Here is a 14,515-nt window from a genome sequence, read left to right on the forward strand (position 1 = left end):
TTTCATTTGTTAAAAGCAAAAAACCGAAGCATTACTGCTTCGGTTTTTATTATTATTGAGTTACAAAATGCTTATTTTGCTCCAGCGCTAAGCTCAGCTTCTTTAGCTTTCATTTCCTTCACTTTATCTATGTTTTTTGTTACAACATAGATTTCTTTAAGTGTAGTAACTGCATCAATGTTCTTTGGATCTACTTTATACCAGCTTTCTGCAAATGGTAAAGCTTTTGCAAATCTTTCTCTTCTCGCATCAATTAATTTTGAAGCTGCATCCGGCTTATCTTTTCTGGTTGCGTTGATTTCTGCTACTACTTTAGGATCATCTCCAATTGTTGTATACACTATATTCTGATAAGCATTGGCAAAGTCAGGTTTAAGCTCTATTGCTTTTTTGAAAGAAGCTATAGCCTCTTCAACAGTAGCGGGAGTTTTAGCCTGCATTACTCCAAGATTATACCAGTTTGTAGCATCGTTAGGATTCTTAGCTAATTGCTCTTTCAAACCTGTAACAAATTTATCCATGTTTCCAGACTGAAGATATGCATTGGTTTGGGCTTCCTTCAATTTATTATTGTTAGGGAACTTAGCCAATCCTTTTTCAATGATCACAAGAGCTTCATTTCCTTTCTTCGCGTTAATAAGCAAAGTAGTTAAGGTTTCATACAAATCAGGCTCTACACTTGGCGTCTGCTCAGTTTTGAAATCAGAATAATCTGCATTTTTTTTCATAAGATCCCAAGTAGCCTTATCAAGGTTTACTACCTGTCCGGATTTTTTTTCTTTTGCAGTATAAGTTGTTTCTACTCCAGTATATCCCGAGTTTATTAAATCTGTATATATTTTGATTGCTGCATCGCTGTTGTTTGCCAATGCATGGCTAAGACCTGCATAATACATATACATTTTATTATCCTGACCGTTTGCCTTTAGTAAGTCATAGATTTCTATAAACTTAGGTGCCGCTGCTGCATAGTTTTTTGCATTGTACGCATCCATAGCAGCTTTGTTTGTAGCCTGAAGCTGAGCGTTTACATCTCCTTTTTGTCCGAAAGCAAAAGCGGAGGCTACGATAGCCATACCTAAAATTAGTTTCTTCATAATAACTATTTTATATTAATTGTACATTTATTCTTCAGAATCAGAATTCTCATTTTCCTCTGCTGTATTTTCATTTTCAGCCTGAGGTAGTGCAGTGTTTTCCTCGTTATCAGTTGTTACTTCTGTTCCGTCTTCATTTTCTTCAGAATCTTCTTCTACATCTTTATCCATTGCTACTTTTGCAATGGCTGCAATCTCATCATTTTTCTTAAGGTTGATCAGTTTTACACCTTGTGTATTTCTTCCCATTACCCTCATTTCATCCATTCCCATTCTGATGGCAACACCAGATTTATTGATAATCATCAATCCATCTTCGTCTGTTACATTTTGAATAGCAATCAGATTTCCTGTTTTTTCGGTAATGTTTAGAGTGATAACACCTTTTCCTCCTCTGTTCGTAATTCTGTAGTCTTCTACTGCTGTTCTCTTCCCGTATCCTTTTTCAGATACTACAAGAACGGTTTCATTTTCTACATCATTCACAACAATCATACCAATAGCCTCATCATTGTCTTCCATGGCAATACCACGAACTCCGATAGAACCTCTACCTACTTCTCTTACTTTTTCTTCAGGGAAACGGATACATTTACCGTTTTTAGTAGCGATCATGATCTCAGAAGTACCATTGGTAAGGTAAGCTCCTAATAATTGGTCATTATCTCTAATTTCAATTGCATTTACCCCGTTTACCCTTGGTCTTGAATAGGCTTCCAATGATGTTTTCTTGATGGTACCATTCTTGGTCACCATCACTACGCTCATTTGATTTACATATTCAGAATCCTTAAGGTTATTGGTTCTGATATACGCCTTAATTTTATCATCCGGTTCGATATTGATAAGGTTTTGTACTGCTCTTCCTTTGGCTGTTCTCGAACCTTCAGGGATTTCAAATACTCTTAACCAATAACATCTTCCTTTTTCTGTAAAGAACAACATATATTGGTGGTTGGTTGCAGAAACAATATACTCAAGGAAGTCAGAGTCCCTTGTAGTTGCTGCTTTATTTCCTACCCCCCCTCTACTTTGAATCTTATATTCTGAAAGTGAAGTTCTCTTTACGTATCCTGCATGAGAAATGGTAAGAACTACTGCTTCGTTCGGAATAATGTCTTCGATAGACATTTCTCCTCCTGAATAGTCAATTTCAGTTCTTCTTTCGTCACCGTATTTTTCTTTGATTTCAATTAATTCATCCTTAATGATCTGGAATCTTCTTGGTTCATTAGCCAAGATATCTTCTAAATCACCAATCTCTCTCATAATAGCATCATACTCATCACGGATCTTATCAAGCTCCATTCCTGTCAAACGAGCTAATCTAAGATCTAGAATCGCCTGAGCCTGAATTTCTGAAAGTTCAAATGCTTCAATCAAGCCTTCTTTTGCAGCCTGAGGGTTAGCACTGTGACGGATAATAGAAATTGCTCTATCTAATGAATCCTGAGTTCCAATCACTTTCATGAATCCTTCAAGGATATGCGCTCTTTCTTTTGCTTTTTTAAGCTCATACTGAGTTCTTCTTACGATGACCTCATGTCTGTGCTCTACAAAGTGGTGAATGATATCCTTTAGATTCAACTGTTCCGGTCTTCCATGTACCAACGCAATATTATTAACGCTGAAAGAAGTCTGAAGTGATGTATATTTGTATAAAAGGTTTAGAACAACATTTGGAATGGCGTCGTTTTTCAATTCGTAAACAACACGAAGTCCTTTTCTATCCGATTCGTCTCTGATCTCGTGGATACCAGGGATTTTCTCATCTTTAACAAGCTCTGCTGTTCTGGCAATCATTTCTGCCTTGTTTACCTGATAAGGGATTTCAGTAACGATAATTGCGTTTCTGTTTCCGATTTCATCAAAGTTAACCTTAGCTCTTAAGACTACTCTACCTCTACCGGTATGGAAAGCATCTCTTACTCCGTCGTAACCATAAATAATACCTCCTGTAGGGAAATCTGGTGCTATAATGTGCTGCATTAGCTCATCAATCGTAATATCTTTATTATCGATATAAGCGCAGATTGCATCCACAGACTCTGACAGGTTGTGAGGCGCCATATTGGTTGCCATACCTACCGCAATACCAGAAGTACCGTTTACCAAAAGGTTTGGAACCTTAGTAGGCATCACGGTTGGCTCCTGTAAGCTGTCGTCAAAGTTATTCTGGAAATCAACTGTTTCTTTGTCTAAATCAGAAAGAATCTCATCTGAGATTTTTTTCAATCTTGCTTCGGTGTAACGCATTGCTGCTGGTGGGTCACCATCCATAGATCCGAAGTTACCTTGTCCGTCTACCTGAGGATAACGTAAACTCCAGTCCTGAGCCATTCTCACCATTGCATCATATACAGAGGAGTCTCCGTGCGGGTGATATTTACCCAAAACATCCCCAACAATTCTCGCAGATTTTAAATATTTTCTATTCGAAAAAACCCCTAGTCCATACATACCATAAAGTACTCTTCTATGAACGGGCTTCAAGCCGTCTCTTACATCAGGTAACGCTCTTGAAACGATAACCGACATCGAATAATCGATATAAGACGACTTCATTTCATCAACAATGTTGATAGGAATTAGTCTTTCTCCTTCTTTTTGCATAAACAAATTTTATTATAATGATAGTCAGACCCTTAGCTGAAAGTCTGAAAATTATTTATTTTGAATTTTTATTAACGGGCTAATTTACGAAAAAAATGCCGATTTTTGCGTTAGAATTTATCCACAAAATCTTAAAAATTCTTAAAATATGAGCCTATTAAGTATAACTTTCCACTGCACGAAAAATAATCTGGAAGAATGGGAAAATTATATTGATGAAACATTGGTTTTAATGACCGAAAACTTAATGGATGTCAGCAAGTATATTCTCTCTGAAGTACACAGTGATTATATTGATGAGGGTAAAAATTACAACCTCCTTCTTATGTTTGATAATGATGAGCTGAGAAATGATTTTATGGAGAGTGAGTTAAAAAATATAGCTGAACATGTTGAGAATAAATTTGGGCAGGAAGTAATGATCTTCAATACTTTTTTAAATCCTAAGAAAACCAGACTTTAAAATAGAAAACCCCTGAAAATTCAGGGGTTTTTATTTTTATGACAATACATGATGCACTGTTAATATCTATGTCTTTTCTTTACCTGTCCTGGCGCATAGTCCTTAGCACTGCCTCCATATATTTTCTTTGCCTGTCCTGGCGGAAGCGGCTTTGCTCTATTCCCATGTCCATGATCATGAACCACACATGATGCCAACATAAACACCACAATAAGGGCTCCTGTAATTTTAACCATACTTTTCATTATTTTCTCTTTTTCAAACTTAGGTATAGAATAGAACAATGTTGATGCCAAATAATTCAAAGCTCAAGGTTGAAAGGTTGAAGTTGGTAGTTTATCATAAACTTCTTTTGGAAATTCATTATTCCTGTTTGTTCCTACTCAGATGATTTCGCTTCTCCTTTCCATCATAACCAAGTCTTTCCATCCATCTTTGAGTTTTCCGATTTTTTTGCGGACCCCTACGATTTTGAAACCGTTTTTCTGATGAGCCTTGATAGCAATTTCATTTTCCGGAAAAATATGGGTCTGTAACGTCCAGAATCCATGATCCTCGCTATCCAAAATCAGCTTTTTAAGCAGAACTGAACCCAAACCCTTGCCTTGGTATTCATTATCAAAATAAATACTTACTTCTGCCACTCCTTTGAAACATTCTCTTTTACTTACTGGTTTTAGAGCACACCACCCTACTACTTCATTACTTTCATTTTCAAGCACCCAACGGCAGTCATTGAAATAAGCCATACTCCAGGCCTCAACAGTAGGAACTTCAGTTTCTAAAGTGGCAATACCGCCGTCTACTCCCTGTCTGAAGATCTCCAGTACCTTTGCTTCGTCGTTGGGAAGCATTTCTCTTAATTCGTAATTCATTGTATTTAATGGTATTTTCTTTTACTTTTTCTTTTAATTCTTGAATAATGGGTCTGCTTACTTTTTTCATCTTCAGACACCACACTGATATTCCCATCTACCTCCAGAACGGATAGTTTTACATTCTTAATTTGTTCTATCCCATGCTCTCTGATTGCTTCTTCCAGCTCGCCCTGTGTAATCTTTACTCTATTCAATGCTGCCTGGTCCGGAACCCCATCCCTTATTAAAACTACAGGATCATCCTCCAAAAATGATCCAAAGGAACGATTGGAAAACATTAATCTCTTTAAGATAAAGTTAGCTGCGAACAAAACTAGTGCCGCTACGATTCCCCCCTGCAGTGAAGTATCAGGACCTACCATGGCATTCTGAACAGCATTGGAAATAAGCAGCAACAAAACCACATCCCCGGCGTTAAGCTGAGAAAGCTGATTTTTGCCAAACAAACGAATTGCGATCACCATAAAAATGTAGACGCAAAGGGAACGAATTGCAACATTAAGAATAGAATCCACAATTTTTTTTATCTAATTCAAATGTATTGATTTTTTGTTATTGTATAGAGGTATTCATACAAAATGTATAATGACCATATCATGCATTAATACATCCCGATCCTTGGTATAAGATTTGCCACGTATCCCTAAAAAAATGTTAATGAAAAAGCAACTATTCTTATATCTTGGCATTCTACTATTTTTTGTTTCCTGTGAAAAAAATAAATCACAGAGTACTGCAGACTCCAATACAACTGTTGAAAGCAAAGTAAATGAACTTTACACAAAATATGGCAAGTCTAATGATGCTGTTTATAACCAACCTATTCCAGACGACTTATTTTCCCAAGACCTTAAAAAGGTTTTAGAAAATGCCATCAATGCATCAAAAGAAGATATTGAAAAGGTAAAAAACAGTGATCATCCTGATGAAAAGCCTTTGATATTTGAAGGAGCTATTTTTTCAAGTTTATATGAAGGATATACAAGTTATAAAGTTCAATCTATTGTTGTGAATGGAAAAACTGCAGATGCAAGAGTTCAGTTTGAATACAATATGGCTTCTCCAAAAGTATCATGGGTAGATACAGTACATCTTATTAACTCTGATAAAGGATGGAAAATAGATAATATCACCTTTGATTCTATAGGGAGTTCCAAGGATCTTAAAGCAAGCCTGGCTGAATTTGCGAAAAGTACACATGAATAAAAAAAAAGACCGCTTACAATAAGTGGTCTTCATTTTTTTTATGGACATTGAACAATTGGAATTTCGCTGCAAAAAACTTTGTCTGCCCATTCGCAATACGTACAATATTGTTTTGGCTGCCCTCCGTACACTGACTTCAAATCTGTCTTAGTCAGCTTCTTTAAATTTTTCATATAGTTTTAATTTATGGTTTGATAAAATTAAAACGAATTATTTTCTGACATATTACAAATTTGCCTATTAATTTTACAGAATTTTCATCTATAATATAAAATTAAAACAGATTCTACTATGTAATTCAATCAATTAAAGTCAGATATGATTTTTTTAAGCTTTTTTTGAGGCTTATCTGTTGTGAATTTCAACGGTTACAGGCATTACATAGGTATAAGCAACCATATTATCACTCATTTTTCTATGATCTACTCTATAATCAAGTTCGCTTAAAACAGTTTCGATTTCCTTACTTACTGTTTTGCAATCACCTGTTGAATGAACATTCACAATTTTTCCGTTTTTAGCGATATCAAATTTTACCACGGAATTCACTGTCCCTTGTCTATATTCAGGATTATCCAGATCAAAATTTGACATCAATCGGCTTCTGATATCGTTAAAAGTCTCGCTTTTATTCAGTTGAATTTCCTGAATGGTATTATGATCTGTAGTTTGTGCCTGAGTTGTATTCATTACAGTAGTAAATCCAACAACAAAAAGTGAAGCCATTATTATTTGAATTTTATTTTTCATAACTACTTGGTTTTAAATATTATACTAACCTTATTTTGTATCTCTTACCCAAAGTTATTAAAAATAATTCATATTAAATTCACTTTCAGTTAACATTGAGTTAACATTAAAATATAAAATACTGATAATCAATATAATATATTTTAAAAATAATTGAAAATTTAATATTGGAAGCTATTATTATAGCATAAAAAGGGGCTAAACTGTATGAGTTTAGCCCTTATATCTGGTATTACTTAAAGAAGATTCTCCGAAATATTTTAATTTACCCCAATTCTCTCTTCAAAAACTTCCCTGTTAAGCTTTTCTTAGATTTTATAATTTCCTCAGGAGTTCCTTGTGCTACGATCTGTCCACCGTATTTTCCTCCTTCAGGACCTACATCAATGATATGATCTGCCAGCTTGATGACATCCATATTATGTTCAATAATAATGAATGAGTTTCCTAGCTCTACCAATTGATTGATGGCGTCCATCAGAATTTTCACATCTTCAAAGTGAAGTCCTGTGGTAGGTTCATCCAGAATATATAAGGTGTTTCCTGTTTGTCTTTTTGATAATTCTGTTGCCAGCTTAATACGCTGCGCTTCTCCTCCTGAAAGCGTTGTCGACTGCTGTCCCAATGTAATGTACCCTAATCCTACATCCTGCAATGTTTTTACCTTTGCAAAAATCTTAGGAATAGGCTGGAAGAAATCCACCGCTTCATCAATGGTCATATCCAATACATCGGAAATGGATTTTCCTTTGTAACGTACTTCCAGAGTTTCTCTGTTGAAACGTTTTCCGTTGCAGGTTTCACAATGAACGTATACATCCGGCAGGAAGTTCATCTCGATAACCTTTAATCCTCCACCCTGACAGGTTTCACATCTTCCTCCTTTTACGTTAAAAGAGAATCTTCCAGGTTTGTATCCACGGATTTTACTTTCCGGTAGTTCTGCAAAAAGGTTTCTAATGTCTGTAAACATACCTGTATAGGTTGCCGGATTTGAACGTGGTGTTCTTCCGATCGGAGTCTGGTCAACGTCTACAATTTTATCTATATTATCAAGTCCTTCAATCTTTTTATAAGGTAAAGGCTCCTGAACTGCTCTATAGAAATGCTTGTTAAGGATTGGATATAAGGTTCCGTTAATCAGGGATGATTTTCCGCTTCCTGAAATTCCGGTTACTACAACCAGTTTTCCCAAAGGAATATCCAGCGTAACATTTTTAAGGTTGTTTCCTGTAGCTCCCTTTAAAAGAATATTTTTTCCGCTACCGACTCTTCTTTCGGCAGGAACTTCAATTTTCCTTTTTCCGTTAATATATTGGGCTGTAATGGTATCAGCTTTTAAAAGGTCTTTCGGTTTTCCCTGCCAAAGTATCTCGCCTCCAAATTTTCCAGCTCTTGGGCCGATATCCAGAACCTCATCGGCTTCCATAATCATATCTTTATCGTGTTCTACCACCAATACTGAGTTTCCGATATCTCTAAGATTCTTCAATGAATGAATCAGTCTTTCGTTATCTCTTTGGTGAAGCCCGATACTTGGTTCATCCAGAATGTACAATACGTTTACCAACTGAGATCCGATCTGCGTTGCTAAACGAATCCTTTGAGATTCTCCTCCTGAAAGGGTTTTTGAACTTCTGCTCAAACTCAGATAATCTAAACCAACATCCAATAGGAACTGAAGTCTTGTTTCAATTTCCTTTAATATTTCGTGGGCAATGATCTTATTTTTCTCTGAAAATTTATCTTTAACATCAGCCAGCCAGTCTTTTAAATCGGCCAAGCTTAGTCCGTTAACCTCAGCAATATTTTTTCCATCGATTTTAAAACTTAAGCTTGATGGCTGAAGACGGGTTCCATTACATTCGGGGCATGTTTCTTCTGTTGTAAAGTGTCTTTCCAGCAAAATAGCTTCGTAGGATTCTTTTTCATCAATAATTTCCTCCATGAAAGCAATTAAACCATCGAAACTAATTTTTATTTTCTTGGTGATTCCTGCGTATTTCAGGTCTTTATTGAATTCTTTGTGACATCCGTTATAGATGTAATCCAAAGCTTCTTCAGGAATATCCTGCAATGGTGTTGTCATTCCCAGTCCGAAGATCTCCAGAATATTTTTTATCTGTGCAAGGATCCATTTATTGGACTTGATATCTTCCAACGGCAATAATCCTCCCTGATTGATTGATAGTTTTGGATTGTCGATAAAGTAGTCTGTATTGATCTTTTTGATGGTTCCCAATCCCTTACAGTTCGGGCAGCTTCCTTTTGGCGAATTGAAAGAGAATGTATTAGGTTCCGGTAATGCCAATGAATGTCCTGTTTCCGCATCCATCAGGTTTTTGGAGAAATATTCAATATCTGTACTTCCCAACTTCTGAATTCCGATGATTCCTTCTCCCATTTCCATAGCGGTTCGCAATGATTTTTCCATTCTTCCCTCAGAAGCGCTTTCTCCGATAATCCAACGATCGATAACAATGTCAATATCGTGGGTTTTGTAACGGTCAAGTTTTAAATCATATTCAATATCCTGAAGCTCTCCATCAATTCTTGCCTGTCCGTACCCTTTTTTGGCCATCTGTACGAAAAGTTCATGATAATGCCCTTTTCTGGAACGTACAACAGGAGCCAACAGCATGATCTTTTCTCCCTTATAGTTTCCCTTAATGGTATCAAGGATCTGATCTTCTGTATAGCTTACCAGTTTCTGTCCGGTAGACAAAGAGTAAGCATCTGAAACTCTAGCATATAAAAGACGTAAGAAATCATACAACTCTGTAACAGTTCCTACAGTAGAACGAGGATTTTTATTGGTTGTCTTCTGCTCGATGGCAATAACGGGTGAAAGTCCTTCAATTTTATCTACATCAGGACGTTCCAATCCACCCAGGAACTGTCGTGCATAGGCAGAAAAAGTTTCTATATAACGGCGCTGACCTTCGGCAAAAATAGTGTCGAATGCCAGTGAAGACTTTCCACTTCCGGAAAGCCCGGTAATTACAACCAGTTCGTTACGCGGAATTTTAACATTAATATTCTTTAGATTGTGTTCACGTGCTCCGTAAACTTCTATATATTCTGTTGATTTGCTCATAATTTGGAGTGACTTTGCCTGAAAATCACAACGTGCAAAATTACGGAATTTTATGGAATTTTTTTTATTATAAGAGGTATAAAAATTTCATAAAAAAGACTTTACTTTTCCCAAGGAAAAGTTTTCTTACTCCTAATTTTGATAAAGGGTTATCTATGGGCTCTGTTATTAGGTTTTAGCTTAAGCCCATGAATTCTCTATATATAAAAAAACGGACTAAAGCCCGTTTCTATTTATTTTATTTTTTGTTTACATAAAATATTCCCAAACTGCATTACTAATATCTACAATGAGCTTTTCTGTGCTTGCCATTTCTTCGTTGATGTTCTTCAAATAAACGGAAAGAATAGATTGTTTAGTTATGAAATACTAAAAATGCCGTATTTCCTACGGCATTTTATATTTTAAATCAATTAAGTCTACATATCCTGAAATTCGATATCCTCGTTACTTACTTTCACAAGGTATTCAATACCATCAATAGCCTTGGCGATAATCTGATTTCTTGTAATATTCGCCATGTTTTCCCAGTAAGCTCTTCCGTAGAAAGAATAGTTCTGCGGAATAATCTCTACTTCAACGGTTCTTACAAAACCTTCCTTAGGTCTATTGCTGATCATGGTTCCTCTTCTTACTCGTACTTCTCTTAACTCATCTTTCAGTACCATTCGGCAATAATTTTTAACGTCTTCAAGGGAAATAATTTTATCTCTTGTCGTTAAAGCATATTTATAGGCCTGTATACTGTCTGTGCCTTTCTGTTCTTCAGCTCCCCCCAAGGTTTCGGTAAGTAGAACAACGGTCTGCGACTTCAACTGATTGGAAAGCTCTGTTCCGGGACGCATATGATTGGCCAGCGTACAATGAGTAATCCAGAAAGCAGCGTAGGTATGGTCTGTTTTTTCTACAGGTTCCATAATTACGTAGTTCAGTTCCTGTCTAATGTTTCTTTTGGCATTGTTCACTTTCTGTACCATAGATTTCATCTTATCAGACATTTCACTAAGAACGCCTTTTACATTATCCCTGTTTAAAAGAGAGAATGCCGCAATTTCGTCCCTTGTCAGCTCCAAAACATTGGCGATCATATCTACCGCATTTCTGTTGGTGAAACGTTCCATTCCTCCTTTTCTTACGGTGTACAATCCTTTTTTAAGATCATCGGCTGGAGTAAATGGGATTTCGGTATATCTTCTTCCATCTCCATCTTGTACCTCATCTACATATAGAAAATGTTCTCCCTCGTCGGTTACTAAAGGAATATTATTCCCCATAATATCAAGGCTGTACTCTGTTTTTTTCCAACCTCTGTTATAGACTGGGAAAGCGTTAAGTACAAATGAGAAATTATCAAGAATTTCTGCTGAGAACTGTGGTGGAAATTCAAAGGTAAGCCATAGATAGCGCTTGTTATCAAGATATTTTACAATCTCTTCTTTTCCTACAAGGAAATCAAGATTCTGTGGAAGCTGTCCGGGTTCTGAAAACAAACTGCTGGAAAGCCCAGTAATTTCAATAAATTTATGACGGTAGATACTTTTGATATCTTCAATAACCTTGTTTCGGATAGATTGTTCCTTGAACATCTGCTCATATCCGTCCGGATTACTTTCTGTAAGATAACTTAATCCCTCTCTTACAAATAAAGGATTTCCATTACTTGAGACGTTAATGTAAGGCAATAATTTGTATACAAAATCCAAATGTTCAAAAGCAGGGTTGGAACAGAATATACTCATGTATTTAGGAAAGTTCTCACTTGCATATTTACTTACATCAACTCCTACCGTGATCTTCCTATAGTCTTCTGGTCTACCGTTAAATCTTGCAATAGGAATTTTATTAAATCTGTCATCAATACTGTAGCAGGTATTTCCTACAAACATTACTGAAGTATGAACTTTATTAATTCTTACATTTCCAACAGGAGTGAAAGGAATATTCACTTGTTTATCCGACTCTGACTTTACGGTAGAGGTCATTTGCTTACGGAAGAAAAACTCCGTATGTTCCAATAATACTTCGGTAGATTCATAAGGCTGCGTAAAGGCAACAGCATGAGCAGGAATAGGATGAGTATAAATGGACGGAGTCAACAGTTTTGCCAGTTTTTCCAAAATTCGGGCATTCACTGTCTGTATTTCATTATTCGCTTTAAAAACTTCTGTACTGAATGCATCTATCAACAGTTTTACAAACGGATCCAAAGACTGTGGGCTTTTCAATCCCCAGACTTTAGTTGCATTTTGCAGCATTCTTGCTTTTACAGATTCTTTAGAATAAATATTCTGATCTAAATTCATAATTTCTTTTGCTGTTAAAAATATTAATCAATAGACATCGGACTCAGGAACAGTTCTGTTGAAAAACTGAAACGTTCTCCTGTTTCCTCCATCTTGGCATTGATGGCAATTCTTACTTTCTTTTTGATTTCGGTGTGTTCTTTTGTATCGTAGCTGTGTTCTACAAATTGTATGTTGGCATCGATCTGCGGTTGTACAATGCGAGGTTCATACTCCTGGATCTGTCTTTTAAGACTTTTGACAAAAACGTTTTCCCAGATGGCACTTGTTACTCCATTATCGAATTCCAAGTTCCAAACGTCGTTTCCATAGTTTTCATCATATCTGTTCTCTCCTTTTTTGGTGGTGATCAGCAGCATAATATTGTGGGCAATACTTTCCCCCATATCGCAGGTATCGATACTTCCTCCTTCGGTCATTAGAGTAGATGGCACGAAAGGCATTCTGTAATTTGGTGTATCCATAACTTATAGTTTTTACTTCATGGTTCCGTTTACTTAAAAACGAAATACCAAAATACACATTTTCACTAAATAATTGTCATAATAAATTAAAATATTATTCAAAGATCAGGGCTACCAAACTGAATTGATAGCCCTGAAACCATTATCTATATTATATTCATTATTTTAACTGTCTGCATTTTTTCGGTTAATAAAATAGTATACCGGAAGTCCCAGTAGAACCAATAAGAATCCGGGCCAAGTATATTGTTGTTTATATATTAACAGTAAAATACAAAAACAGGCTCCTATTACCAGATAAATAATCGGAGTTACCGGATATAGCCACGTTTTGTATGGTCTTTCCAGTGCAGGTTGTTTAATTCTTAAATAAATAACTCCAAAAACGGTAATCATATAGAATAGAACAATTACAAAGGAGATCATATCCAACAGGTTTCCGTATTGTCCGCTCAAACATAATAAGGAAGCCCAGACTCCCTGCATCCACAAGGCATTTTCCGGCACTTCATTTTTATTGTTTTTTACGGCAGATTTAAAGAACATTCCATCTTTTGCCATAGTCTGAAAAACCCTTGCTCCTGCTAAAATCAATCCATTATCACATCCGAAAGTAGAAACCATTACCAATAAAGCAATAATAATTGTTCCTGCACTTCCAAAAATATTTTGTGAGGCTGCTACTGCTACCCTGTCATTGGCAGCAAATGCAATTCCATCTCTATCTAAAGCATTTAAATAGACAAAGTTAACTGCTATATAAAGGATCATTACGGCGGAAGTACCATAGATCATTGATTTTACAACGTTCCTCTTCGGATTGTCAATTTCTCCGGATACAAACGTTACACTTTCCCATGCTACAGAGCTAAAAACAGATCCTACCATTGCTGCTGCAATACCTCCCAATAAGGTCATTCCTCCAATGGGTTCCCATCCTTCTTTCAGAAAGTTTCCGGTCAGATCCTTTTTAAGATTACTAAAAGCCTCTGTTCCTAAGCTGAAATTTTCCGATAAATGAGAGAAATCAACCAGTATAAAACCTAATGCAATTAAACCTACTAAAGCTATGATTTTAGATCCCGTGAATACATTCTGAAGAATTTTACCACTTTGTACTCCTCGTGTATTAATATAAGTAAGCAGTAGAATTACTGCGATAGCCAAAACTTGGATCCATGTAATTTTAAATTCTCCACTTTGAAAAATAGGAGCCGCATCATTAAGAGAAGGGATTAGATACGCTGTAAATTTCCCAAAAGCCATTGCCACGGCAGCAATAGTTCCGGTCTGTATTACTGTAAAGAGTCCCCAGCCATAAAGAAATCCCATTCTTCGTCCAAAGATCTCTTTTAGATAAGTATATTGTCCGCCAGCTTTGGGAAACAATGCAGAAAGTTCTCCATAGCTTATTGCAGCGGCCACTGTCATTACACCTGTTATTATCCATACCACAATCATCCAGTATCCGGAGCCCAGATTGCGCATCATATCGGCACTTACAATAAAGATCCCACTTCCAATCATAGACCCCATTACAAGCATAATGGCATCCCATAGTTTCAGTTTTTTTTGCATAGTCAAGTATAGGCGTCAAATATAAACAAATCTACCTTTCATTTTGAATTTTATTAAAAATTTACA

The 14,515-nt window shown here is 36.2% G+C and carries 13 protein-coding genes; 2 read left to right on the forward strand and 11 right to left on the reverse strand.

From position 1 onward, the window contains the following. Nucleotides 1-71: 71 nt before the first annotated feature. Entirely contained in the window at nt 72-1,097 is a 1,026-nt protein-coding gene (locus SCA31_RS01445) for a tetratricopeptide repeat protein (protein ID WP_410695034.1), read from the reverse strand. Nucleotides 1,098-1,124: 27 nt separating this feature from the next. After that, nucleotides 1,125-3,710: a DNA gyrase subunit A gene (gyrA, locus tag SCA31_RS01450; RefSeq protein ID WP_410695035.1), complete on the reverse strand. Its 2,586-nt coding sequence runs from the start codon at nt 3,708-3,710 to the stop codon at nt 1,125-1,127. 148 nt (nt 3,711-3,858) lie between these two features. Here gyrA and SCA31_RS01455 point away from each other — a divergent pair, with 148 nt between their 5' ends. Further along, nucleotides 3,859-4,173, forward strand: coding sequence for a DUF4286 family protein (locus SCA31_RS01455; RefSeq protein WP_410695036.1), 315 nt, complete (start codon nt 3,859-3,861; stop codon nt 4,171-4,173). A 59-nt stretch (nt 4,174-4,232) separates the two neighbouring features. On the opposite strand, the gene SCA31_RS01460 is transcribed toward SCA31_RS01455, so the two are convergent. The 3 genes from SCA31_RS01460 to SCA31_RS01470 form a co-directional block, all read right to left on the reverse strand. After that, nucleotides 4,233-4,418: a quinol oxidase subunit 4 gene (locus SCA31_RS01460; protein WP_410695037.1), complete on the reverse strand. Its 186-nt coding sequence runs from the start codon at nt 4,416-4,418 to the stop codon at nt 4,233-4,235. 138 nt (nt 4,419-4,556) lie between these two features. After that, a complete protein-coding gene (locus SCA31_RS01465) occupies nt 4,557-5,048 on the reverse strand; it encodes a GNAT family N-acetyltransferase (protein WP_410695038.1) in 492 nt (163 codons plus the stop codon). Between the two features lie 5 nt (nt 5,049-5,053). Further along, nucleotides 5,054-5,566 (reverse strand): DUF421 domain-containing protein, encoded by a 513-nt coding sequence (locus tag SCA31_RS01470; protein ID WP_410695039.1) that lies wholly within the window; start codon nt 5,564-5,566, stop codon nt 5,054-5,056. 142 nt (nt 5,567-5,708) lie between these two features. Between SCA31_RS01470 and SCA31_RS01475 the strand changes: the two genes are divergently transcribed. Further along, nucleotides 5,709-6,257 (forward strand): hypothetical protein, encoded by a 549-nt coding sequence (locus SCA31_RS01475; RefSeq protein WP_410695040.1) that lies wholly within the window; start codon nt 5,709-5,711, stop codon nt 6,255-6,257. A gap of 38 nt (nt 6,258-6,295) precedes the next feature. Here SCA31_RS01475 and SCA31_RS01480 read toward each other — a convergent pair whose 3' ends face one another. The 6 genes from SCA31_RS01480 to SCA31_RS01505 form a co-directional block, all read right to left on the reverse strand. Next, a complete protein-coding gene (locus tag SCA31_RS01480; protein WP_076351761.1) occupies nt 6,296-6,430 on the reverse strand; it encodes a bacteriocin-like protein in 135 nt (44 codons plus the stop codon). A 172-nt stretch (nt 6,431-6,602) separates the two neighbouring features. After that, the gene (locus SCA31_RS01485; RefSeq protein ID WP_410695041.1) at nt 6,603-7,007 is read right to left on the reverse strand and encodes a hypothetical protein; all 405 of its coding nucleotides are present in this window, start codon (nt 7,005-7,007) and stop codon (nt 6,603-6,605) included. A 265-nt stretch (nt 7,008-7,272) separates the two neighbouring features. Then, the gene (uvrA, locus tag SCA31_RS01490) at nt 7,273-10,104 is read right to left on the reverse strand and encodes an excinuclease ABC subunit UvrA (protein ID WP_410695042.1); all 2,832 of its coding nucleotides are present in this window, start codon (nt 10,102-10,104) and stop codon (nt 7,273-7,275) included. Nucleotides 10,105-10,523: 419 nt separating this feature from the next. Beyond that, nucleotides 10,524-12,407, reverse strand: a complete 1,884-nt coding sequence (locus SCA31_RS01495; RefSeq protein ID WP_410695043.1) for a type VI secretion system baseplate subunit TssF — start codon at nt 12,405-12,407, stop codon at nt 10,524-10,526. A gap of 23 nt (nt 12,408-12,430) precedes the next feature. Further along, nucleotides 12,431-12,871: a GPW/gp25 family protein gene (locus SCA31_RS01500; RefSeq protein WP_076351749.1), complete on the reverse strand. Its 441-nt coding sequence runs from the start codon at nt 12,869-12,871 to the stop codon at nt 12,431-12,433. Nucleotides 12,872-13,036: 165 nt separating this feature from the next. Continuing rightward, nucleotides 13,037-14,449: an APC family permease gene (locus SCA31_RS01505; RefSeq protein WP_410695044.1), complete on the reverse strand. Its 1,413-nt coding sequence runs from the start codon at nt 14,447-14,449 to the stop codon at nt 13,037-13,039. Between the last annotated feature and the right edge of the window lie 66 nt (nt 14,450-14,515).

The organism is Chryseobacterium sp. SIMBA_028 (assembly GCF_046535285.1).
Classification (GTDB): domain Bacteria; phylum Bacteroidota; class Bacteroidia; order Flavobacteriales; family Weeksellaceae; genus Chryseobacterium.

Bases quoted from the DNA above. Each gene is read 5' to 3' on its own strand.
- SCA31_RS01505 (WP_410695044.1), bottom strand. From the start codon at position 14,449: ATGCAAAAAAAACTGAAACTATGGGATGCCATTATGCTTGTAATGGGG.
- SCA31_RS01485 (WP_410695041.1), bottom strand. From the start codon at position 7,007: ATGAAAAATAAAATTCAAATAATAATGGCTTCACTTTTTGTTGTTGGA.
- SCA31_RS01495 (WP_410695043.1), bottom strand. From the start codon at position 12,407: ATGAATTTAGATCAGAATATTTATTCTAAAGAATCTGTAAAAGCAAGA.
- SCA31_RS01475 (WP_410695040.1), top strand. From the start codon at position 5,709: ATGAAAAAGCAACTATTCTTATATCTTGGCATTCTACTATTTTTTGTT.
- SCA31_RS01465 (WP_410695038.1), bottom strand. From the start codon at position 5,048: ATGAATTACGAATTAAGAGAAATGCTTCCCAACGACGAAGCAAAGGTA.
- SCA31_RS01455 (WP_410695036.1), top strand. From the start codon at position 3,859: ATGAGCCTATTAAGTATAACTTTCCACTGCACGAAAAATAATCTGGAA.
- gyrA (WP_410695035.1), bottom strand. From the start codon at position 3,710: ATGCAAAAAGAAGGAGAAAGACTAATTCCTATCAACATTGTTGATGAA.
- uvrA (WP_410695042.1), bottom strand. From the start codon at position 10,104: ATGAGCAAATCAACAGAATATATAGAAGTTTACGGAGCACGTGAACAC.
- SCA31_RS01480 (WP_076351761.1), bottom strand. From the start codon at position 6,430: ATGAAAAATTTAAAGAAGCTGACTAAGACAGATTTGAAGTCAGTGTAC.
- SCA31_RS01500 (WP_076351749.1), bottom strand. From the start codon at position 12,871: ATGGATACACCAAATTACAGAATGCCTTTCGTGCCATCTACTCTAATG.
- SCA31_RS01460 (WP_410695037.1), bottom strand. From the start codon at position 4,418: ATGAAAAGTATGGTTAAAATTACAGGAGCCCTTATTGTGGTGTTTATG.
- SCA31_RS01445 (WP_410695034.1), bottom strand. From the start codon at position 1,097: ATGAAGAAACTAATTTTAGGTATGGCTATCGTAGCCTCCGCTTTTGCT.